A 20,919-nucleotide genomic window follows, 5' to 3' on the forward strand; every position below is an offset into this window, starting at 1 on the left:
GGTCAGCACACCCCGTCGCGAGGTGCGGGATTGCTCAGCTTGAACAACGGCCGCAGCTTGAGCCCCGCGAAGGTGCCGAGCAGCGCCGCGGCGCCCCAGAGCCAGCCGTGCAGGCTGCCGGAAGCGATCCCCGCCAGGTACGCGCCGATGTTGCAGCCGCCGGCGATCCTCGCCCCGACCCCCATCAGCACACCGCCGACGGCCCGGCGCCAGGGGATGCCGCGGTGCAGCGACCATGTGCCGCCCGCCGCCGCGGCGATCGCCGCTCCGACCATGATGCCGATGTCGGTGAGGCTCGTCTTGTCGGCAAGCACCGGACCGGTCAGCTGCGGCGCGTTGTTCGGCTGCTGCCAGTACGCCCAGGTCTCCGGTGACGCGCCCAGCACGCCGGCAATCTTCGACCCCCACAGCGCGAAGGCGCTGGTCACACCCCAGGCACCCCCGGACACCAGCAGCACCGCCGCGCCCAGCACGGCAAGCACCAAGGCCCCGGCCGCCAGCGGCCAGGAACCGCGCACCGCACGGGCGAGGGCGCCGCGGGCAGAGGGCGGAGGGCCGACGGGCGGCGGGTTGCGGCGCGCCTGGACCCGCCGGGAGACGAGGACGACCAGCGCGAGCAGGGCGAGCGTGACGGCCAGCGAGCCGGGCCAGCCGAGCCCGTCGGAGAAGAGAACCGGATCGAGGGCGGGCAGGTCCCGCCAAAGCCCGAACTGCCAGGCCGCGAGCGTCGAACCGGCGACGAACCCGCCAAGGGTGAGCACGATGGTGCTCTGCCCGGAGCCGACGGCGAAGAGCGTGCCGGAGGCGCAGGCGCCGCCGATCTGCATGCCGACGGCGAAAAGGAAGGCTCCCGCCAGCAGACCGATGCCGAGGGGGGCCGTGCTGGGCACGGGCGTCGTGCCGAACAGGCCCGTGCCGGTGCCTATGACGAGGGCGAACAGGGTCGCCGTCGTGCCCAGGAGCAGGGCATGGGCGCGCATGCCGGTTCCGTTGCCGACGGCCACCAACTGCCGCCAGGCAGAGGTGAATCCGAAGCGGGAGTGGAACAGCGCCACGCCGAGGGCGGTGCCGAGCAGCAGCAGGATTCCGGGCTTGGCACCGTGCACTGCCCACACGTAGGCGGTGAGCGCGGCGCCGAGCGTGGCGGCCATGGTCAGCGGGAGACGCCGTACCGGGGGCACGGTGGCCGCCTCGGGCGCGGGCACGTGCGTCGGCGCGGACGGAATCCAGGCCGCCGTGCGGGAGGGGCGGCCGGTGCGGGGCGGCGCCCCGGAGGGGGGAGCGGTTGTCACGTGACGACCTCACAGGACGGGACGGACGGGCAGAAGCGGAGGGGCCGGCCGGATGCGACCCGGCCCGGTGCGGGCGGCAGGGGGATCCGGCCAGTCGGGGTTCTCCGGGGTACAGGTGCGCGCGGGGCGCGAGCCCGGCGCGGGAGCGGAGCGCGGCTGCCGCGACGGACGCGGATCCGTCACGGATCCGGATCCGTCAGCTGGGACAGAGCGCGTCGTCGACGCTCCACGCCGTCGCTGCGAAGAGCGCGAGGGCCAAGTGGCGCGCGGTTCCGGACATGCCGGGCAGGCTAATCGAGCTGTCCCGGATGACGGAAATGCGTCTCGTCATGCGGAATACCGAGTGAGGCGCCGGGCTCCGGGCTCAATGGCGAAGCAGGCACGGCCTCCTGGGGACGCCCGCCCAGGGCGCCTGCCGCGCCGTCGGTAGAGTCGGCGCCGTCTCCCGTCGCCCGTACCCAGCCCGCCCCCACCGGAGGTCGAGCCCGCATGGCCGTACGCACCGAGAAGCGGGGGCCGGTCACGACCGTCGTCCTCTCCCGTCCGGAAGCACGCAATGCCGTCGACGGTGACACGGCCGCCCGACTCGCCGACGCCTTCCGCGAGTTCGAGGCCGATGCGGACGCGCTGGTCGCGGTCCTGTGGGGAGAGGGCGGCACCTTCTGCGCCGGGGCGGACCTGAAGGCCATCGGCACCGACCGTGCCAACCGCGTCGAGCCGGAGGGCGACGGCCCGATGGGCCCGACCCGGCTGCGGCTGTCGAAGCCGGTGATCGCGGCGGTCAGCGGCCACGCGGTGGCCGGGGGCCTGGAGCTGGCCCTGTGGTGCGATCTGCGGGTGGCCGAGGAGGACGCCGTCTTCGGCGTCTTCTGCCGGCGCTGGGGTGTCCCGCTGATCGACGGCGGCACCGTGCGCCTGCCCCGTCTCATCGGCACGAGCCGGGCCCTCGACCTGATCCTCACCGGCCGTCCCGTCCCGGCGGCCGAGGCGTACGAGATGGGGCTCGCCAACCGCCTCGTCCCGCACGGGAAGTCGCGTACCGCGGCCGAGGAGCTCGCCGCGGAACTGGCCCGCTTCCCGCAGACCTGCCTGCGCGGCGACCTCGCCTCCGTGCACGAGCAGCAAGGCCTGCCCGAGGACGAGGCGATGGCCCGCGAACTCCGTTACGGACGGGCCGCGTTGGCGGAAGCCGCCGAGGGGGCGGCCCGCTTCGCGGCGGGCGCCGGCCGCCACGGCGACTTCGGGTCGATCTGACGCTCCTGCACCCGGCAGCGCACGCCCCAAGCGGCCGGGACGCGGCGGCCAGGCGCACGGCACCGCGTCTCGCGATCAACTCCCCCGTCAGCGGTGCGGAGTTGCCTCTCAGGCGCATCCCGGGCACTCTGTGCGGCACAGGGGGTTAACAAGGATGGACATACAGTTCACGCTGCCCGACGCTCCGGATGATTCCCGCCACCTCGGGCAGTTGCGCGACTGGCTGCGCCGTGACCGCGACCTGCGGACCACTTCCGAGGTGTCCGTGCTCCCCGCCCCGCCCGACCCGGAGGCGATGAGCACGGGGGTGGAGGTGTTGCAGCTGATTCTCGATTCGAGCTTGCAGCTGGCGTCCCTCGCAGTCGCGATCGTCTCGTGGCGCAAGGCGAACGGGACCCGCCCGGCGATGACCATCACCCGCGGCGACGTGGAGGTCCGGCTCGGCAGTGCCGACCTTGACGACGTCGGCACCGTGCTGGAGGCGCTGGAGCGCCTGCGCGATGCGGACGAGGCCTCGGAGACCCGCGACGACGAGGGCGACGGGGACGGGAACCGGTGAACTCGCTGCCCGAGCCTGGGCATTCCGCAGCGGTGATCATCGGTGTGGACGGTTACACGGAGCTTTCGCCGCTGCCCGCCGTCGCCAACAACCGCGACCGGCTCAAGGCCACGCTGACCGATCCCGAGATCTTCGGCCTGCCCGCGGAGCGGTGCCTGGTGGTGCCCGATCCGGCGTATCCGAGGGCCCTGATGGCTCCTGTGGTCGAGGCGGCACGGCAAGCCCGCGATACCCTGATCGTCTACTACGCCGGACACGGATTCACGGACGAGAAGGGCGACTTCTTCCTCACACTCCCCGACAGCAGCGACGGTGATCCGTTCACCGCTGTCCCGTACGACTGGCTGCGCGGGGCGATCCTCAAACACAGCAGCGCCCAGCGGAGAATCGTGATCCTGGACTGCTGCTACAGCGGGTTGGCGCTGGAGGCGATGTCCGATCCCGCCACCGAGCTGCCGGCGGCCGCCAGCATCAACGGCACCTATCTGCTGACCGCCGTGGCGGAGACCGCCAAGGCGCTCTCTCCGAAGGGGGAGGAGTACACGGCCTTCACCGGTGAGCTCAACCGCGTCCTGAGCGAAGGAGTCACGGACGGCGGGGAGTTCCTGACTCTCGACACGATCTACGGCCAGGTACGGCATTCGCTGCGCGCCAAGGGCAGGCCGGAGCCGCAGGAACAGGACCGGGGTCAGATCGGCAGGCTGCCCTTCGTACGGAACCGGGCGAAAGAGCCCTCTGCGCTGCCTCCGCCGCCGCCACGGCCCAGGCGTGGGTGTTTCGTGGCGGCCGCGGCGGGTGTCGTGCTGGCGGCAGTCGCCGTCCCCGTCACCTGGAAGTTGACGGGAGACGATCAGCGCTCCGGCAGGTGCTCGCAGCACGCGTCCCTGCTCGGCCACTCCGACCAGCTGGACAAGGCCCGCTACAAGGGACGGAGCCTCGCCGGGCTCTCCTCGCTCGCGATGGACGGCCCGTCGCGGCTGCTGGCTCTCTCGGACACCGCCACTCCCTCGCTCTACGGGCTTTCCCTGAGCTCCCAGGACAAGGCGGAGGTAAAGATCGACGGCAGGAAGGACCTTCGGCGCAAGGACGGCACGGAGTACACGGGCGAGGACTTCGACGGCGAGGCCATGGCTCTCGAGAAGGGCGGGCGCACAGTGCTGGTGGCCTCGGAGTCCGGCCCCAGCGTCAGCCGCTTCGACGTCAGGACCGGCAAGCTGCTGACCGGATTCCCGGTACCGGAGCGGTTCGGCATCGCCCCGCGGGGAGACGGGCAGCACAGCGAGAGCTTCGAAGCGATGGCCCTGAGCCCCGACGGCCGATTCCTCTACGTGGGTCTCGAATCCCCGCTCAGCGGCGACGGCAGTCGGCAGGGCCGGTCACCGGTGCGCATCCTGCGCTACAAGGGCACACCGGGCGGGGATTACGTCCCCGACCGGCAGTTCGCCTACGAGACGGGTTCCGGGCTGCGCCTCGCCGACCTGGTGGCGACCGGCGAGGACGGCGACCTGCTCGCTCTGGAGCGCGGCTACGCCGAGGGGCAGGGGAACGCCGTGCGGATGCACCGGATCTCGCTGCGCGACCTGCCCGACGTGTCCCGGGAGACCTCTCTGGCGAAGGCCCCCTCGGACGTCTTCGCCGCCAAGAGGCCGCTGTTCGACCTCGCCGAATGCCCCGCGTCCGGAGCCGATGCGCCGCAGAAGCAGTCCAACCCGCTGCTGGACAACGTGGAGGGCGCGGCGCTCGGGCCCGTGCTGACGAAGGGGGAACACAAGGGACGGCGGGTGTTGTATCTCGTCTCCGACGACAACGCGAGCCCGAAGCAGGTGACGAGGTTCTACGCGCTCGCCGTCACCGCGCCCTGACCCCCCACCGACGCACCACCGTCCGGCCGCGCGGGGGCCCGGCCGGACGGCCCCGACCGCTCAGCCCAGCCGGCTCCGCGCCTTGAAGGCCGCCTTGCGCGCCTCCTTGGCCGCCTGCCTGTCGGGGTGGACGCGGCCCATGGCCTCCAGGACGTCGGCGGTCGCCGGGTGGTCGACCTTCCAGGCCTTGTCGAAGAAGCCGGCGTGCTGGTCGACCAATCCCTGGACCAGACCCTGGAGTTCGGCTGCCTCGCCGGCCGTCGCCAGCTGCGCGGCGATGGTGTCGACGGTCAGCCAGAAGACCATCTCCTCGTCCGGCTGCGGAACGTCCTGCGCGCCGTGCTCGACGAGCCACACCCGCGCCAGACCGCCCAGCTGCCGGTCCTCAAGCACGTCGCGCAGGGCCGGTTCGGCCTCGGCGCCGATGAGGGAGAGCGCCTGCTGGCACGAGAGGCGGCGGGTCGGAGCGTTCTCGTCCGTGCCGCGGGAGGCCGTGAGCAGTTCACGAGCGGACTCCAGGGGCGTGCGGGCGGCGAGCCAGGACTCGATCTCGGCCTGCGCGTTCTCCTCGGTGTAGGGGGGCAGTGCGTCCAGCAGCGTCTCCGCGTCCGCGCCGGCGAGGTCCCCGACGGCGGGCGCCTCGACGCCGGCCTCCCGCATGCGCGCGCGGACGCCGTGGATGCCCAGCGGAGTCAGCCGCACCATGCCGTAGCGGGAGACGTCCTCGTCGTCGAGGTTCTCCGGCAGCTCGGCATCCTCGTCGCTCTCCTCGGTCAACGCCTCGTCGACGGGCTGGTATTCGACGAGGCCGACGGGCGCGAGCATCCGGAACTGCTCGTCGAGCTTCATCATCGCCGCCGAGACCTCTTCGAGCACGGCGTCCGTCGGTTCCTCCATGTCGTCCGGGACGATCAGCGACGCGGCGAGCATCGGCAGCGGCACCATCGCTCCGGCGGAGACCGCCTGGTCGGTGGCGGTCAGGACATAGAGGTTGCCCAGCGCGGCGTCGAGGAAGTCGGCTTCCTTCTCCGGGTTCCAGTCGAGGGAGTCGAGGTCGATGGCATCGGGATCGATCTGCCCGTCCTCGCCGGTGACCTCCTCGAGGCCGCCGACGAGGTCCTCGAAGCTCGGCGTCGCGGCGTCGGCGAGTACGGTCTCCAGGCCGTCCTGCCAGATCTCCAGCACTTCTTCCGGGCTGCCCTCTCCCCGCAGGCGGGACAGTTCGTCGCCGGGGCGTGCGGTGCCGACGGGCTCCTCGGTGAGGGCGCCGCCCGTACCGCCGGCGTCCTGCGAGGTCTCCTCGCCGTCCTCCTCGACCTCCAAAAGACCTGTGTCGACGGCGAGTTGCCACGCCTGAGCCGTGTGCATCTCCCCGTCCTCGTCGCCGGAGAGACCGAGGTGTGCGACGGCCTCCTTCAACTGGCCCGCGAGCAGCTCCCCTCCGGCGCCGACGGGCACCCCGGCCCTGCCCGCGCCCGCCTGTTCCCCGGCCCAGGCCGCGAGGCGTGCGGCCCATGAGAAGAGCGGTGCCGCCATTGCGTCCCGCGCGAGTTCGGCCTCGGAGGACAGCCGCACGGGCGGCAGGGCGGGACGGTCGCCCCCGGTCGTTTCACCGGACATCAGCGCGTTCATCTCCTACGGGTGCTGCATGGTGCGGAAAGATGCGGCCCCCAGCGTAGACGGGATGTGTCCCGGGCTGCCCGAATCGCGCGCCGGTCACCCCCGGCGTCTCCACGGTCCGCGCGGGGACCCTGTGTCTCACCGGGCGGCGGGCGGCGAGCAGTTGTGTGGCGCCGTGCTCAATGGCCCGGATCCGCTTGACAAGTGTGATGAGCACGACAGACTTTTACGCGCGTAGAGATTACCGGTCCGTAATGCACGCCCGGAACTGGACAGTTCGCCGTCCGCCACCCCCCTCCGGAGGCCCCGTTGTCGTCCCGTCTCACAAGAACCTCCGCCCTCACCGCCGCCGCGGTCTGCGGTTCCGCGCTGCTCGTCGTCACCGCCGTCACGGCGTCCGGCAGCACGGCCGAGCAGCCACGGCTCCACGACATCCAGGGCAACACCCGGATCTCGCCCTACGCGGGCAAGCAGGTCTCGGACGTGCCGGGAGTCGTCACGGCGGTGCGCGGCTTCGGCAAGGCACGCGGATTCTGGATGCAGGACCCGAAGCCGGACGACGATCCCGCCACCAGCGAGGGCATCTTCGTCTTCACGGGCGAGAAGACACCCGATGTGAAGACCGGGGACTCCATACGGATATCGGGCGAGGTCGGCGAGTACTACCCGGGCGGTGAGGATGCGGGCGGCCAGTCCGTCACACAGCTGACGGACGCGACGTGGGAAGCGGCCTCCAAGGCGAAGAAGAAGCTGCCCAAGGCGCTCGCGCTGACCGCGGACCGCGTCCCGGACGCGTACGTCCCCGAAGGCAAGGGCGACGGCGGGAACATCGAGTCCCTGCCGCTTCAGCCCCGCAAGTACGCCCTGGACCTGTACGAGTCCCTCGAAGGCATGCGCGCCGGCATCAAGAACGCCCCGGTGACCGGCCCCACCAACCAGTTCGGCGAACTGTGGGTCACGGCCGACCCCGACGAGCACCCGACCAAGCGCGGCGGCACCCTCTACGGCGGCTACGACCAGCAGAACGGCGCCCGCATGAAGGTCAGTTCGCTGCTGCCGCGCGAGGAACACCCCTTCCCCGACGCCAACGTGGGCGACGCCCTCAGCGGCACCACCGCGGGGCCCGTCGACTACGACAACTTCGGCGGCTACGGCATCCGCGCCACGACCATGGGCGAGTTGAAGGACAACGAGCTCCAGCGGGAGAAGACCCGCAAGGGAAGCAAGGACGAACTGTCCGTCGCCACCTACAACGTGGAGAACCTCTCCCCCGAGAGCGAGCCCGCGAAGTTCGACCGCCTCGCGGAGGCGCTGGTCGACAACCTCGCCTCCCCCGACATCGTCGCCCTGGAAGAGGTGCAGGACAACTCGGGCCCGAAGGACGACGGCACCGTCGCCGCCGACAAGACCCTCGAGAAGCTGACCACCGCCATCGAGAAGGCCGGCGGCCCCGCCTACGAGTCCCGCGGGATAGACCCCGAGAACAACGCCGACGGCGGTCAGCCCGGCGGCAACATACGCGTCGCGTTCCTCTTCGACCCCGACCGCGTCGACTTCGCCGACCGCGAGGGCGGCGACGCGACCACGCCGGTGAAGGTGACCGACGACGGCGGCTCCCCCAAGCTGTCGGCGAACCCCGGCCGCATCTCCCCGGAGGAGGAGGCGTGGAAGGAGAGCCGCAAGCCCCTGGCCGGTGAGTTCACCTTCAAGGGCCGCCAAGTCTTCGTCGTCGCCAACCACTTCGGCTCCAAGGGCGGCGACCAGCCGATGGAGGGACGCAACCAGCCCCCAGTCCGCGGGTCGGAGAAGCAGCGCATCGCGCAGGCGAAACTCGTCAACTCCTTCGCCGAGGAGGTCGAGTCGGTCGACAGGAACGCCGCGGTCATCGCCGCCGGCGACTTCAACGACTTCCCCTTCTCCCCCGCCCTGGACGCCTTGCGCGAGGGCGGCGTCTTCACCAGCCCCATGGACGAACTGCCCGCCGGCGAGCGCTACGGCTACGTCTTCAACGGAAACTCGCAGGTCCTCGACCACGTGGTGACGAGCCCGGGCACGGGCCGCGTCAAGTACGACATCGTGCACATCAACGCAGAGTTCCACGACCAGGCCAGCGACCACGACCCGTCGGTGATCCGCATCAAGCGGTGAGCCGGACCTGCAAGCCGGTCCACGCGGCTCCGTGCCGCGTGGACCGGCTTGCGGCGTTCCGGCGTGACGCTCCTGCGAGCCGTACCGCTGTGCCGTGCGGCTGCACCGCCCGGCGCGGTGGGGAGGGAGCGGCACGATGACAGTCGAGCTGACCATCGGCTTCGGGACCCGGTCGATCTGACGACCACGCTCCTCGGGATGACGCTGCCTACTGAGGCCTTCCCCCGCGAGTCCACGGCCCCAGCCGGGGGTCCTGGTCCGGGGCCGAAGCCTTCGGGGCGCTGAGGCCGGGTGCGGATGCGGGCCCGGGTGCGGATGCGGGTCCGGTGGCCGGCGAGCGCAGCGCGCGATGGTCGGCGCTCCCGTGCCCGTGTTCGTGCTCGCCCCCGCCCTCCGCGATCCCGTCGGGCCGCTCGTCCACACCCATGAGGTCCCGCACGAGGAGCGCCGCCCCCGCGACCGCACCCGGCATCAGCACGACCGCCACCAGCGGCACCAGGAACGCCAGGACCAGCGGTACGCCGAAGCCGAGCGCCAGGCTCCGGCGGGTACGCAGGATGCGCAGCCGCTCACGTACGGGGATGCCCCGCCGCTGCATGGCCACGGAGACCAACTCGAGGGTAAGGAAGAACCCGGAGACGGCGAGCCCGATCGCCGGGACGACGGTCTGGCCGACGACGGGCAGGAAGCCCAGGAAGAAGAGCGGCACCGTGAAGACCAGCATGCGCCACAGCACGTAAAGGCTGTCGCACACCGAGATCCACATCTCCCGCCACAGAGGGCTGTCCGGCGCGGCGGGAGCGCCGCCCTCCGAGTCCTCCACCTGCTCCGAGAGCTTCTCGTAGAAGGGGTCGCCGAGGACGAGCGTGACGGCCGTGAAGGTGAGCACCGAGATCAGCAGCCCACCGAGCCACAGCAGCACCGCGAAGAGGACTCGCAGGGAGTCCCGCCACAGCTCGCTCCAGTCGTCCGCGAAGGGCGTGGCCCAGGCGGCGACGTCGCCGGCGAAGAACGCCAGCGCGGTGAGCGCGGCACCGTAGAGCACCAGCGTCACCAGCGCGGGCAGCAGACCGAAGCCGAACCACCGGCCGTGGCCGAACACCCAACGCTGCCCACGCGCCAAGTACCGCATCCCCGCGGCGAGATCTCCCATGGCGGTAACCCTATGGCCTACGGCCTGCGAACCGGCATGCGGGCGGGCGCGGACCGGGAGGAGCACGGGGGCGAGCCCCGTCATCGCGCCCTGCCGTGGCGTGCCGAGGGGCAAGAGTTCAACGTTCCGTCGTGCGCGGGGTCCTGACGAGCGGAGCACTCTGCGCTGGAATACGGCGCATGACGACACACGAGCACCTCCATCATCACGACCGCACGCCCAGCCGGCGGTCGCTGCTCGCCGGTGCGAGCGGCCTCCTCATCCTCGCCTCTGCCCAGGGCACCGCGAGTGCGGCCGCCACCCGGACCGCCAGATCGTCCGACTTACCGGTCAAGCGCACCGGAGCCGCCCGGGGCTCCCGTCTCACCCAGGGCACCACGCTGGTCCACGCCGACCTGCACAACCACACCGCCATGTCCGACGGCGACGGCGACCCCGAACTCGCCTTCGCCTCGATGCGTGACGCGGGTCTGGACGTGGCCGCCCTCACCGACCACGCCACGCTGCTGTCGATCGAGGGCCTCAGCTCCGAGGAGTGGGACCGGACGGGCCGGCTCGCCGACGCCGCCGACGACCCCGGCGCCTACACCGCCATCCGAGGCTTCGAGTGGTCCCACCCGCTTCAGGGCCACGCGAACGTCTGGTTCACCGACGACTGGGTCGACCTCGGCGGCGCCTCCGGTCCGGGCTCGCTCTACAGCTGGCTGAAGGACCGCAACGCCGTCGCCAGCTTCAACCACCCGGGGCGCGAGGCCGGCATGTTCGACAATTTCAGCTTCTCCGCAGAGGCGTTGGAGAAGATGGTCGGACTGGAGATGTTCAACCGCGGCGACGACTACCTCTTCGACGGCTGGGCCGGCACCGGCCGCTCCCCCCTCGTCGCCTGCCTCAACGCCGGCTGGCGCACCGGCCTGACGGGCGTCACCGACGAGCACGGCACCGACTGGGGCTTCCCCGAGGGCAAGGGCCGCAGCGGGCTGTGGGTCACCGAGAACACCCGGGCGGGCGTCTTCGAGGCGATGCGGGCCCGCCGGTTCTTCGCAACGCGCGTGTCGGGCCTGCGACTTGACGCGGTGGCCAACGGCGTCCGGATGGGCGGCACCCTCGGCCTGGCCTCGGGTGACGTCCAGTTCACCGTGGACCTCGACCGTGGCCCCGAGTGGGAGGGCAAGCCCCTCAACGTCCAGGTTCTGCGCCCGGGTTCACACGCGCCGGCTGTCGTGGACGTCATCGAGACGCAGTCCAACCGGCTGACGACGTTCACCGTGCCCCTCAACGCGGCCGACGGCGACTGGATCGTCCTGCGCATCTCCGACCCGAGCCGGGCCAACCCCTCCCCGGGCCCCGCGGACCATCCGTGCAACGACTGGGGCGTCGCATACTCCAGCCCGTGGTGGCTCCGGGCCTGACCGCAGCGCGTGGTCGGCCCTGAGGGGCCGGCCACCCTGCGGGGGCGCGGAGCCGGTCAGGCGCCGGCTCCGGAACCGAAGTCCACCTCGGCGTAGTCCGCCACCTTGCGGTAACCGATGCGCTGGTAAAGGCCGTTGCTGGTGGGGTTGGCCAGGTCGGTGAAGAGCAGCACGTCCCGCACGCCCGCCGCCAGAGCACTCCGCGACACCGTGGCGGTCACCGCGGAGGCATAGCCGCGGCCGCGCAGTCGACGGGGCGTGAAGACCGGGCCGATCCGCGCCATGCCTGCGGCGGTCCGGCTCAGCCCCGCCAACGACACCGGCTGCCCACCGTCCTCCCAGAGCATCAGCCCGCCGTAGGACAGGCGCTCCTCCACCGCGCGGCCGGGGTCGTCCTGATGGGGCCGGGCCAGCTCGCGGCCGAACTCTGCCCACCAGTCGACGAGCAGCGCCCGGTCGGCCTCCTGCGCGGTACGCCCGGAACCGTTCGGTGGAACGGCGGGTGACAGCAACCGGTCCAGACGGTAGAGACGTTCACGGCGCCGCATACTCCAGCCGCCTCCGGTGACGTCGGCCCACGTGCCGGCGAAGCACAGCGCTGCCGCCTCGGGCCCGAAGACCCCGGCCGGCCAGGACCTGTCCCGGAGGTACGCCTCTGCAAGCGGACGGTGGGCGGCATCGGGCAGCCGGGTCAGGATGAGCCCGCGGGGCGGGGTGCGCAGGAACGCGCCGGAAACGCCGCTGTCCCTCCCGGCCCACCACCCGAACTCCGCCGGGAGGTCACCCAGGGCACCGGGTCCTTGATGGCGCAGGCGCTCCACGAGAGTCAGCAGAAGCGTGTGCTCGGCGGGGCGGGAGCGCAGGAAGGCTCCGGCGGCTTCCTCGAAGGCCCCCATGTCCCGCGTCGTCGTCCAGACCATGCCCCATTCTCACCGGCTCCCCCACGTCCGATCAGCCGGATTCCGGCACGTCGCCCGCGCCTCGTGGCCGGACCGTGACGCGCCGCCCCGGCCCGAGGGCGCTGCGGGAGATGCGGGAGCTGGGCAGCCCATGGAGGGGTGCATCGCCGGCGCCTGCGGAACCGCCGGACGGCCCCGCCTGAGGACACCCTCACCGTGCGGTCGGAAGTCACCGCCGAGCCGAACGCGAACCCTTCCCTGAGTCACCGCCGGTCTCCGGCGCCGTATCACCGGTCGGCGGCCCGCCCGCCCGGCGCGCACCTGGGCCACCGCGACTGGCCGTCCCCGGGGAGACCGGCCACATTGGGAGGGTGCGGGAGCAGACCAGGGACCGGGCGCTGCAGAGCGGGAGAGAGCGGCAGGCGGACAGGTGGGGCGGGCGGATCACGCGCGAGGGCCGCTTCACCGCCCAGGCGCGCGTGCGCCGCGTGATCCTCCCGCTGCCCGTCATGATGGTTCTCGTCGCCGTGGGTCTGGACCTGGTCACGGCTCCCACGCTGACCGGCTCCGCCCTCTTCTGTGCGGCGCCCCTCGTTGCCGCTCCCTTCTTCTCGACCATCGGCACCGCCTTGATCGGCTTGTTCTCGGTCGGGTCCGTCGCCCTCATGCGTGTAATCGATGAGATGTCCACCGGAATGATGGATATCGCCGAAACCTCTTCGACGGCCGTCGTGTCACTCGGGGCGGTCGTCATCAACCGCCTCCTGCGACACAGCCGCGCCACTGCCTTCTCCGCTCGGACCATCGCCGAGGCCGCCCAGTTCGCGGTGCTGCCGGTGCCGCCCTCCCGCCTCTGCGGTTTCCAGGTGGCGGCGCGCTACCGGGCCGCGCAGATCGACGCACGCATCGGCGGTGACCTGTACGCGGTGCAGGAGACCCCGTACGGCCTCCGGCTGATCGTCGGGGACGTGCGCGGCGCGGGCATGGACGCGGTCGAGGCGGTGGTGGTCGTGATCGGGGCCTTCCGGGAGGCCGCGGAGCAGGAGTCGTCCCTCTCGGCGGTCGCCGCACGCCTGGAGCACGCCCTGCACCGCGAGGGCCGGCGGCAGAACACCCGCCACTACGACGAGGCCTTCACCACGGCCGCGCTCGCCGAGATCCCCGCCGGCCAGCCCGAGACGCTGCGCATCGTCAACCGCGGTCACCCGGCGCCGCTGCTGCTGTCGGCCGACGGCAGCACACGCTTCCTCGAACCGAGCGAGGCCGCCCTGCCTCTCGGCATGTCCGGGCTGGTCCCGGGCAAGGGAGCGGACCGTACCGACGAGGTCCCCTTCCCTCAGGACACGCAGCTCCTCCTCTATACGGACGGCCTGTCCGAGGCGCGGGACCGCAACGGCAGGTTCTTCGAACCGGACAAGGCGCTCGCGGGGCGCGCCTTCGCCGATCCGGAGACGCTCCTCGACGCTGTGCTCGTGGACGTACAGGCGCATTCGGGCGGCGCGTCGGCCGACGACATGGCACTTATGGCCGTCCAGCGGAGCCCCCGGGTGCGCCCGCACACTTCACGGCGGTGACGGTGGGTGCGGTGCGCCCGCGCCCCGGACCGGGAACCGCGCTGTGCGGCCGAAGACGGGCCGGGGACGCGAGCGCCGACCGCGACGGACGACGACGGCGGCCGGCAGCGGGCCCGCTGCCGGCCGCCGAGATGCCCGAAGGCGCGCGGAGGTGCCCGAAGACGCGCGGATGTCGGCTCAGTTGTGGCTGTGCAGCGCCTCGTTCAGCCCGCCCCAGGAGCCGCTGCGCTGGATGACCTCGACCTTTCCGGTCGTGGAGTTGCGGCGGAAGAGCAGGTTGTTGGCACCGGAGAGCTCCAGCGCCTTGACGATCGTCCCGTCGGGCAGGGATACCCGCGTACCGGCCGTGACGTACAGCCCGGCCTCGACGATGCAGTCGTCGCCGAGGGAGATGCCGATGCCGGCCTCGGCGCCCAGCAGGCAGCGCTCGCCGATGGAGATCGTCTGCTTGCCGCCGCCCGAGAGCGTGCCCATGATCGAGGCGCCGCCGCCGATGTCGGAGCCGTCGCCGACGACGACTCCGGCGCTGATGCGGCCCTCCACCATGGACGTTCCCAGGGTGCCGGCGTTGAAGTTGATGAACCCCTCGTGCATCACCGTCGTGCCTTCGGCCAGGTGCGCCCCCAGGCGGGCACGGTCGGCGTCGGCGAGGCGGACGCCCTTCGGCACGACGTAGTCCGTCATGCGCGGGAACTTGTCGACGCTGGTGACGCTCAGGTGCTTGCCCGAGGCGCGCGCCGCCAGCCGCACCTGCTCCAGCCTGTCGACGGCGACGGGGCCGAGGTTCGTCCAGGCGACGTTGGCGAGCAGCCCGAACTGGCCTTCCAGGTTCAGCCCGTGCGGGCGCACGAGGCGGTGGCTGAGCAGATGCAGCCGCAGGTACACGTCGTGGGTGTCGGCCGGCTTGTCGTCGAGCGAACCGATCACCGTGCGCACGGCCACGATCTCGACGCCGCGCACCGGGTCGGCACCCAGCGCCTTCGGCGCCGCCTCGCCCAGGGCCTCGGCGGCGCGCTCCGGGCTGAGGCGTTCGCTCCCGGCGGGCCCGGCGGGTTCGTCGACGAGTTCGGGGGCGGGGAACCAGGTGTCGAGGACGGTCTCTTCGCCGTCGCTCCCACGGGAGATCGTGGCGAGCCCGACGCCGACGGCGCCGGTCGTACGGGTTGTGGTGGCTGCTTGCGTCATGCCGGGCACGTTATCGGCCCGCCCGTCGGCGGGGCCAACCGGTCTCAGCCCACGGAAGACGCATCGGCCGGCGTCTCAGGTCTCGCCGGTGACGCGCGCGAGCGTCGACCGCACCGCCCGGCGGTCGAACGGCCTGTCGGTCAGGAGCAGTTGCAGCAGCAGGCCGTCGATGAGGGCGACCAGGACCCGGGCCGTGGCGACGTCCGCCGTGTGCCTGCCGATGACCTCGACCATCTCGTCCAGCCAGGCCGCGGCCACGGGCTGGAGAGCAGGACGCCGCAACGCCGCGAGGTAGAGCTCGTACTCCAGGCGGATACGCCCGCGGCCTCCGTGCGCGTACTCCTCCATGAGCTCCGTGAGCACATCGGCGAGGGGCCTGCGCTTCTGTGACTCCTGCGGCCCCTGCGCCGCGCTGTGCTGCGCCACGGGCGGCGCTTGCGCGGCCAGAACCTCCTCCCAGTCCTTCATGGCGCCGCGAGGTCCGCCGCAGACCTGCTCGAGGGAGGCGACCAGCAGGTCGTCGAGGCCGGCGAAGTGGTACGTGGTCGATCCGAGCGGCACACCGGCCTCGGCGGCGACTGTGCGGTGGCTGAGGGCCCCGATGCCCTTGAGCTCGACGATCCGGATGGCGGCGTCGATGATGCGCTCGCGGCGCTCCGGGTCGTACCGCCGTGCCATCAGTGGATACCCCCGAGGTTGAGCACGACCACGCCGGCGATGACGAGCCCGATGCCGATGATCTTCGCGGCGGTGACGGACTCGCCGACGAAGACGATGCCGATCGCGGCGATGGCAGCGGTGCCGGCGCCGGCCCAGATGGCATAGGCGGTGCCGACGGCCATCGACTTCAGCGTCTGCGCGAGGAGCGCGAAGGCCACGAGGTAGCCGATGCCGGTGATCAGCGAGGGCCACAGCTTGCTGAAGCCGTCGCTGTACTTCATGGCGGTGGTGCCCAGCACCTCGGCGAGGATCGCACCGGCAAGCGTCACGTAGACCATGTGTACGAGCGTACACAACCATGTGTACGCTCGTACACGACATTCTGCGCATCGGGGCGTTCAGTCACGGAATTCCACCAGGGCCTGCGCGGCCGCAGCACGCAGAACTCCCGTCCTCCGGGTCTTCCGGCACCACCAGGACTCCCCGCCGCCCTGGCCGGTGTCGACGCGGTGGGCGCCGAGCCCGGCGAAGCGCTCGGCCTCCGCCGCCTGGTCGTCGGAGGCCAGGTCGAAGTGCGGCCGGTTCCTGACGGCCTCCCCTCCGTAGCCGGCATGAAGCAAATCCCGTCGGGGCGGACGGCGCCGGGCCGATGACGGCCTCGCGCGCCTTCTCGGAGAGCACACCCCGGCCGAGCGCTGCGCACCGGCAGGGGCACCGCCCAGGCGAAGCGCCGGGGACCACACGCCGCAGGTCGTGGGCGTCGACGATGATGTGATGCAGAGAAACGGCCATGGCCCCGGGTGGGGCCATGGCCGTCGTGTTACGCCGATCCGCCTGCAAACATGGCGGAAGCCGCGTCAGCGGAGCCGCTCAGACGTTGAAGCCCAGCGCCCGCAGCTGATCGCGTCCGTCGTCGGTGATCTTGTCCGGGCCCCACGGGGGCATCCAGACCCAGTTGATCTTCAGCTCGTTCACGATGCCTTCGGTCGCGGACTTCGCCTGGTCCTCGATGACGTCCGTGAGCGGGCAGGCCGCCGAGGTGAGCGTCATGTCGATCGTGGCCACGTTCGACTCGTCGACGTGGACCCCGTAGATCAGGCCCAGATTGACGACGTCGATGCCCAGCTCCGGGTCGACCACGTCGAGCAGAGCCTCACGGACCTCTTCCTCGCTCGCGGGCTTCGCGGTGGTCTCGGTCATGCGGTCCTCTCCTTTACCGAGTCCTCGCCCAGCGCCTGGGCGGTGGCGTCCTTCCATGCCATCCAGCTCAGCAGAGCACACTTCACACGCGCCGGGTACTTCGAGACCCCGGCGAAGGCGACGGCGTCCTCCAGCACGTCCTCCATGGCGTCGTCCGGCTCGAGCTGTCCTCTGGACTGCATCAGCTCCAGAAAGGTCTCCTGGATGGTGCGTGCCTCACCGAGCTCCTTGCCGACCAGCAGCTCGTTGAGCACCGAGGCGCTGGCCTGGCTGATGGAGCAGCCCTGGCCCTCGTAGCTGACGTCGCGGATCGTCTCACCGTCGTAACGCACACGCAGGGTGATCTCGTCACCGCACGTGGGGTTGACGTGGTGCACCTCCGCATCGCCCTCCCGCAGGCCCTTGCCGTGCGGGTTCTTGTAGTGGTCCAGGATCACTTCCTGGTACATGGAGTCCAGCTTCACGAGTCAGTCCGTCCGTCCAGTCCTCTGCGGCCGCGCTAGGCGAAGAAGTTCCGTACGTGTTCCACGCCCTCGGCCAGGGCATCCACCTCGGCCGGCATGGAGTACAGATAGAACGACGCCCGCGTGGTCGCAGGAATTCCGTACCGCAGACAGACGGGCCGTGCGCAGTGGTGGCCGACACGGACGGCGATGCCCAGCTCGTCCAGGACCTGGCCCACGTCGTGCGGGTGGATGTCCCCGAGCGTGAAGGAGATCGCCGCGCCCCTGTCCTCGGCCGTCGTGGGACCGATGAAGCGCAGACCGGGGATCTGGCTCAGCCTCTCCACGGCGTACGCGGTCAGCGCGTGCTCGTGCTCCTGGATGCGCTCCATGCCGATGGACGACAGGTAGTCGACCGCCGCGCCGAGACCGACCGCCTGCGCGATCGGAGGCGTCCCCGCCTCGAACTTGTGCGGGGCGGGCGCGTAGGTCGACGCGTGCATCGTGACGGTCTCGATCATCTCGCCGCCGCCGAGGAAGGGCGGCAGGTCGTCCAGCAGCTCCTGCCGTCCCCACAGCACGCCGATGCCCGTCGGTCCGCACATCTTGTGCCCGGTGAAGGCGACGAAGTCGGCCTGGAGCGCCTGCACGTCCAGCACCATGTGCGGCGCCGCCTGCGAGGCGTCGACGACGACGAGCGCGCCGACCTCCTGGGCGCGGCGGACGATCGTCTCGACCGGGTTGATCGTGCCCATGATGTTGGAGACGAGCGTGAACGAGACGACCTTGGTCTTCTCGGTGATGACCTCTTCGACGGCCGACAGGTCGAGGCGGCCGTCGTCGGTGAGGCCGAACCACTTCAGCTTCGCGCCCGTGCGCTGCGAAAGCAGCTGCCAGGGAACGATGTTGGAGTGGTGCTCCATCTCCGTGATGACGATCTCGGTGTCGTGCTCCACCCGGTAGGGCTCGTCCGCCCAACCCAGCATGTTGGCAACGAGGTTGAGCGACTCGGAGGCGTTCTTGGTGAAGACCACCTCGTCACGGCTGGGCGCGTTGATGAACGCCGCGACCTTGTCGCGCGCGCCTTCGTACAGCGCCGTGGCCTCCTCGGCGAGGACGTGGACACCGCGGTGCACGTTGGCGTTGTGCCGCTCGTTGTAGTCGCTCATCGCGTCGAGCACCTGGCGCGGCTTCTGCGAGGTCGCCGCGTTGTCCAGGTACACGAGCTTCTGCCCGCCGTGGACCGTACGGTCCAGGATCGGGAAGTCCTTGCGGATCGCCTCGGTGTCGAGCAGACCCGGAAGCGTCACGTCGCTCACGAAGCGGCGCCCCCCTTCACGTATGCCTCGTAGCCCTCTTCCTCGAGCTTGTCGGCCAGTTCGGGACCGCCGGACTCGGCGATCCTGCCCTTGGCGAAGACGTGCACGTGGTCGGGCTTGATGTAACGCAGGATGCGCGTGTAGTGGGTGATCAGCATGGTGCCGACCTCGCCGTTCTCACGGACGCGGTTGACTCCCTCGGAGACCACCCGCAGCGCGTCCACGTCGAGGCCGGAGTCGGTCTCGTCGAGGATCGCGATCTTCGGCTTGAGGAGCTCCAGCTGGAGGATCTCGTGCCGCTTCTTCTCACCGCCGGAGAAGCCCTCGTTGACGTTCCGCTCGGCGAAGGACGGGTCGATCTGAAGGCGCTCCATGGCCTCCTTGACCTCCTTCACCCACAGCCGCAGCTTGGGCGCCTCGCCGCGCAGCGCCGTCGCCGACGTGCGCAGGAAGTTGGAGACGGAGACACCGGGCACCTCGACCGGGTACTGCATGGCGAGGAAGACGCCGGCACGGGCGCGCTCGTCCGGAGCCATCTCCAGGACGTCCTCGCCGTCCAGGGTCACCGAGCCGCCGGTGACGGTGTACTTGGGGTGGCCCGCCAGCGAGTAGGCGAGCGTGGACTTGCCGGAACCGTTCGGCCCCATGATCGCGTGCGTCTCGCCCTGCTTCACGGTCAGGTCGACGCCGCGCAGGATCTCGTTCGGGCCGTTCTCGGCTTCGACGGAGACGTGCAGGTCGTTGATCTCAAGCGTTGCCATGGGGACTTCAGGACTCCTGTGTGACGGAGACGAGCACGGCCGCGTCGGGGCCGTCGCCTTCGATTCTTACGGGGTATACGGGGATGGGCCGGGTCGCGGGCAGGCCGGAGGGCTTGCCCGTTCGCAGGTCGAAACTGGAGCCGTGCAGCCAGCACTCGATCTGGCAGTCCTCGACCTCGCCCTCGGACAGCGAGACGTTCGCGTGCGAGCAGATGTCATTGACCGCGAACACCTCTCCCTCCGTACGGACGAGGGCGACCGGCACGCCTTCGAGCTCCACCCGCTTGGGGGTGTCGTCCTCCAGCTCGCCGAGCAACGCGACCCTCACGAAGCCTTCGCCACCGCTCATACGGACGCCTCCAGCTCCGCCTCGATCTTCTCGATGAGGCGCTTCTCCACGTCCGGCAGTCCGATCTGCTGGACGAGTTCGGCGAAGAAGCCCCGCACGACCAACCGCCGCGCCTCATGCTCCGGAATGCCCCGGGCCTGGAGGTAGAACAGCTGCTCGTCGTCGAAGCGGCCGGTCGCCGAGGCGTGGCCCGCCCCCACGATCTCACCGGTCTCGATCTCGAGGTTGGGAACCGAGTCGACCCGCGCGCCGTCCGTCAGGACGAGGTTGCGGTTCAGCTCGTAGGTGTCGGTGCCGGTGGCGGCGGCGCGGATCAGCACGTCGCCGATCCAGACGGCGTGCGCCTCCTCGCCCTGCAGAGCGCCCTTGTAGACCACGTTGCTGCGGCAGTTGGGCCTGTCGTGGTCGACGAAGAGGCGGTGCTCCTGGTGCTGGCCGTTGTCGGTGAAGAACAGGCCGTAGTACTCGGCCTCGCCGCCGGGGCCCGCGTAGTTCACGCGGGGGTGGAGCCGCACGACGTCACCGCCGAAGGTGACGACGACCGACTTGAAGGTGGCGTCCCTGCCGACCAGAGCGTTGTGCTGGGAGCAGTGGACGGCCGAGTCGTCCCAGTCCTGCACGGAGACGACGGTCAGCTTGGCGCCGTCGCCGACGACGAACTCGACGTTGGCCGCCCGTACCGCGTCGCCGGTGTGGTCGATGACGATGACCGCCTCGGCGAACTCCTTCACCTCGAAGACGGTGTGTCCGTAGCTGACGCCGCCCTCACCGTGCAGGGAGACCCGCACCGGTTCCTTCAGCACGGCCTCCTTGGGCACGGTCACGACCGAGGCCTTCTCGAAGGAGGTGAACGCCTGCGCGGCGACGCGGTCGACCGGCGTACCCGCCCGGCCGATCCGAGAGTCGTCGCGTCCGACGGTCTCGATCGTCACGCCTTCAGGCGCGTCGACCTCGACCTTGAGGGAGCCCGACGCCTCGGCCGTGCCGTCGTGCAGCCCCTTGAGCCGCTCGAGCGGTGTGAAGCGCCACTCCTCCTCCCTGCCGTGCGGCACGGGGAAGTCCGCCACGTCGAAGGAGGGCGGTGCGCTCATCCGGGTGGCGACGGTGGACTCAGCTGCCACCGCGACGCCGCCCTCGGCGGTGGAACCCGCTGGAATCTTCTGAGCCTCAGCCATAGCTGTCGTCGTGCTCTCTTTCTGCCTTCGGTCTCCTCGCCCGGCCCCGGACGTGCG

General features: G+C 71.0%; 21 protein-coding genes. 6 read left to right on the plus strand and 15 right to left on the minus strand.

Annotated features, from left to right (window positions below; genetic code table 11):
- Positions 1-2: 2 nt before the first annotated feature.
- Both EV375_RS04705 and EV375_RS29545 read right to left on the minus strand, forming a co-directional pair.
- Positions 3-1,292: a YeeE/YedE family protein gene (locus tag EV375_RS04705; RefSeq protein WP_130298323.1), complete on the minus strand. Its 1,290-nt coding sequence runs from the start codon at positions 1,290-1,292 to the stop codon at positions 3-5.
- Between the two features lie 196 nt (positions 1,293-1,488).
- The gene (locus EV375_RS29545) at positions 1,489-1,623 is read right to left on the minus strand and encodes a hypothetical protein (RefSeq protein ID WP_486588283.1); all 135 of its coding nucleotides are present in this window, start codon (positions 1,621-1,623) and stop codon (positions 1,489-1,491) included.
- Between the two features lie 158 nt (positions 1,624-1,781).
- Between EV375_RS29545 and EV375_RS04710 the strand changes: the two genes are divergently transcribed.
- The 3 genes from EV375_RS04710 (at position 1,782) to EV375_RS04720 (ending at position 4,967) form a co-directional block, all read left to right on the plus strand.
- Positions 1,782-2,546 (plus strand): crotonase/enoyl-CoA hydratase family protein, encoded by a 765-nt coding sequence (locus EV375_RS04710; RefSeq protein WP_130298324.1) that lies wholly within the window; start codon positions 1,782-1,784, stop codon positions 2,544-2,546.
- Between the two features lie 154 nt (positions 2,547-2,700).
- The gene (locus EV375_RS04715; RefSeq protein ID WP_130298325.1) at positions 2,701-3,105 is read left to right on the plus strand and encodes an effector-associated constant component EACC1; all 405 of its coding nucleotides are present in this window, start codon (positions 2,701-2,703) and stop codon (positions 3,103-3,105) included.
- Positions 3,102-4,967, plus strand: a complete 1,866-nt coding sequence (locus EV375_RS04720; protein WP_130298326.1) for a caspase, EACC1-associated type — start codon at positions 3,102-3,104, stop codon at positions 4,965-4,967. Before EV375_RS04715 ends, EV375_RS04720 begins: the two co-directional genes overlap by 4 nt.
- 60 nt (positions 4,968-5,027) lie before the next feature.
- Here EV375_RS04720 and EV375_RS04725 read toward each other — a convergent pair whose 3' ends face one another.
- Complete coding sequence (locus EV375_RS04725; RefSeq protein WP_130298327.1) at positions 5,028-6,587, minus strand: hypothetical protein; 1,560 nt, start codon at positions 6,585-6,587, stop codon at positions 5,028-5,030.
- A gap of 309 nt (positions 6,588-6,896) precedes the next feature.
- On the opposite strand from EV375_RS04725, the gene EV375_RS04730 reads away from it, so the two are divergent.
- Positions 6,897-8,735, plus strand: a complete 1,839-nt coding sequence (locus EV375_RS04730) for an endonuclease/exonuclease/phosphatase family protein (protein WP_130298328.1) — start codon at positions 6,897-6,899, stop codon at positions 8,733-8,735.
- 208 nt (positions 8,736-8,943) lie between these two features.
- Here EV375_RS04730 and EV375_RS04735 read toward each other — a convergent pair whose 3' ends face one another.
- On the minus strand, positions 8,944-9,888 hold the full coding sequence (locus EV375_RS04735; protein ID WP_130298329.1) for an EI24 domain-containing protein: 945 nt from the start codon (positions 9,886-9,888) through the stop codon (positions 8,944-8,946).
- 179 nt (positions 9,889-10,067) lie between these two features.
- Between EV375_RS04735 and EV375_RS04740 the strand changes: the two genes are divergently transcribed.
- Entirely contained in the window at positions 10,068-11,297 is a 1,230-nt protein-coding gene (locus tag EV375_RS04740; RefSeq protein ID WP_130298330.1) for a CehA/McbA family metallohydrolase, read from the plus strand.
- Between the two features lie 56 nt (positions 11,298-11,353).
- On the opposite strand, the gene EV375_RS04745 is transcribed toward EV375_RS04740, so the two are convergent.
- Positions 11,354-12,217, minus strand: coding sequence for a GNAT family N-acetyltransferase (locus tag EV375_RS04745; protein WP_130298331.1), 864 nt, complete (start codon positions 12,215-12,217; stop codon positions 11,354-11,356).
- Positions 12,218-12,567: 350 nt separating this feature from the next.
- Between EV375_RS04745 and EV375_RS04750 the strand changes: the two genes are divergently transcribed.
- Positions 12,568-13,770, plus strand: coding sequence for a PP2C family protein-serine/threonine phosphatase (locus tag EV375_RS04750; RefSeq protein ID WP_486588284.1), 1,203 nt, complete (start codon positions 12,568-12,570; stop codon positions 13,768-13,770).
- A gap of 177 nt (positions 13,771-13,947) precedes the next feature.
- Here EV375_RS04750 and dapD read toward each other — a convergent pair whose 3' ends face one another.
- The 10 genes from dapD to sufD all read right to left on the minus strand — a co-directional run bounded on the left by dapD (position 13,948) and on the right by sufD (position 20,862).
- On the minus strand, positions 13,948-14,955 hold the full coding sequence (gene dapD, locus EV375_RS04755; RefSeq protein ID WP_130298332.1) for a 2,3,4,5-tetrahydropyridine-2,6-dicarboxylate N-succinyltransferase: 1,008 nt from the start codon (positions 14,953-14,955) through the stop codon (positions 13,948-13,950).
- Positions 14,956-15,030: 75 nt separating this feature from the next.
- Positions 15,031-15,633 (minus strand): TetR family transcriptional regulator, encoded by a 603-nt coding sequence (locus EV375_RS04760; protein WP_207227981.1) that lies wholly within the window; start codon positions 15,631-15,633, stop codon positions 15,031-15,033.
- Entirely contained in the window at positions 15,633-15,953 is a 321-nt protein-coding gene (locus tag EV375_RS04765; RefSeq protein ID WP_130298333.1) for a DMT family transporter, read from the minus strand. The genes EV375_RS04760 and EV375_RS04765 overlap by 1 nt, the downstream gene beginning before the upstream one ends.
- 60 nt (positions 15,954-16,013) lie before the next feature.
- Entirely contained in the window at positions 16,014-16,358 is a 345-nt protein-coding gene (locus tag EV375_RS04770; protein ID WP_165434678.1) for a VOC family protein, read from the minus strand.
- Between the two features lie 127 nt (positions 16,359-16,485).
- On the minus strand, positions 16,486-16,815 hold the full coding sequence (locus EV375_RS04775) for a metal-sulfur cluster assembly factor (protein ID WP_055485380.1): 330 nt from the start codon (positions 16,813-16,815) through the stop codon (positions 16,486-16,488).
- Positions 16,812-17,279 (minus strand): Fe-S cluster assembly sulfur transfer protein SufU, encoded by a 468-nt coding sequence (gene sufU / locus EV375_RS04780; RefSeq protein ID WP_130298334.1) that lies wholly within the window; start codon positions 17,277-17,279, stop codon positions 16,812-16,814. The genes EV375_RS04775 and sufU overlap by 4 nt, the downstream gene beginning before the upstream one ends.
- A 35-nt stretch (positions 17,280-17,314) precedes the next feature.
- The gene (locus EV375_RS04785; RefSeq protein WP_130301609.1) at positions 17,315-18,568 is read right to left on the minus strand and encodes a cysteine desulfurase; all 1,254 of its coding nucleotides are present in this window, start codon (positions 18,566-18,568) and stop codon (positions 17,315-17,317) included.
- A 5-nt stretch (positions 18,569-18,573) separates the two neighbouring features.
- The gene (sufC, locus tag EV375_RS04790) at positions 18,574-19,338 is read right to left on the minus strand and encodes a Fe-S cluster assembly ATPase SufC (RefSeq protein ID WP_130298335.1); all 765 of its coding nucleotides are present in this window, start codon (positions 19,336-19,338) and stop codon (positions 18,574-18,576) included.
- 7 nt (positions 19,339-19,345) lie between these two features.
- Positions 19,346-19,687: a non-heme iron oxygenase ferredoxin subunit gene (locus tag EV375_RS04795; RefSeq protein ID WP_130298336.1), complete on the minus strand. Its 342-nt coding sequence runs from the start codon at positions 19,685-19,687 to the stop codon at positions 19,346-19,348.
- Positions 19,684-20,862: a Fe-S cluster assembly protein SufD gene (sufD, locus tag EV375_RS04800; protein WP_130298337.1), complete on the minus strand. Its 1,179-nt coding sequence runs from the start codon at positions 20,860-20,862 to the stop codon at positions 19,684-19,686. Before sufD ends, EV375_RS04795 begins: the two co-directional genes overlap by 4 nt.
- Positions 20,863-20,919 lie beyond the last annotated feature (57 nt).

The organism is Streptomyces sp. CNZ301 (assembly GCF_004217425.1).

Coding starts and splice junctions, on each gene's coding strand:
- EV375_RS04795 (WP_130298336.1), bottom strand. CDS start 19,687: ATGAGCGGTGGCGAAGGCTTCGTGAGGGTCGCGTTGCTCGGCGAGCTG.
- EV375_RS04745 (WP_130298331.1), bottom strand. CDS start 12,217: ATGGTCTGGACGACGACGCGGGACATGGGGGCCTTCGAGGAAGCCGCC.
- dapD (WP_130298332.1), bottom strand. CDS start 14,955: ATGACGCAAGCAGCCACCACAACCCGTACGACCGGCGCCGTCGGCGTC.
- EV375_RS04710 (WP_130298324.1), top strand. CDS start 1,782: ATGGCCGTACGCACCGAGAAGCGGGGGCCGGTCACGACCGTCGTCCTC.
- EV375_RS04775 (WP_055485380.1), bottom strand. CDS start 16,815: ATGACCGAGACCACCGCGAAGCCCGCGAGCGAGGAAGAGGTCCGTGAG.
- sufD (WP_130298337.1), bottom strand. CDS start 20,862: ATGGCTGAGGCTCAGAAGATTCCAGCGGGTTCCACCGCCGAGGGCGGC.
- EV375_RS04725 (WP_130298327.1), bottom strand. CDS start 6,587: ATGTCCGGTGAAACGACCGGGGGCGACCGTCCCGCCCTGCCGCCCGTG.
- EV375_RS04760 (WP_207227981.1), bottom strand. CDS start 15,633: ATGGCACGGCGGTACGACCCGGAGCGCCGCGAGCGCATCATCGACGCC.
- EV375_RS04735 (WP_130298329.1), bottom strand. CDS start 9,888: ATGGGAGATCTCGCCGCGGGGATGCGGTACTTGGCGCGTGGGCAGCGT.
- sufC (WP_130298335.1), bottom strand. CDS start 19,338: ATGGCAACGCTTGAGATCAACGACCTGCACGTCTCCGTCGAAGCCGAG.
- EV375_RS04715 (WP_130298325.1), top strand. CDS start 2,701: ATGGACATACAGTTCACGCTGCCCGACGCTCCGGATGATTCCCGCCAC.
- EV375_RS04765 (WP_130298333.1), bottom strand. CDS start 15,953: ATGGTCTACGTGACGCTTGCCGGTGCGATCCTCGCCGAGGTGCTGGGC.
- EV375_RS29545 (WP_486588283.1), bottom strand. CDS start 1,623: ATGACGAGACGCATTTCCGTCATCCGGGACAGCTCGATTAGCCTGCCC.
- EV375_RS04740 (WP_130298330.1), top strand. CDS start 10,068: ATGACGACACACGAGCACCTCCATCATCACGACCGCACGCCCAGCCGG.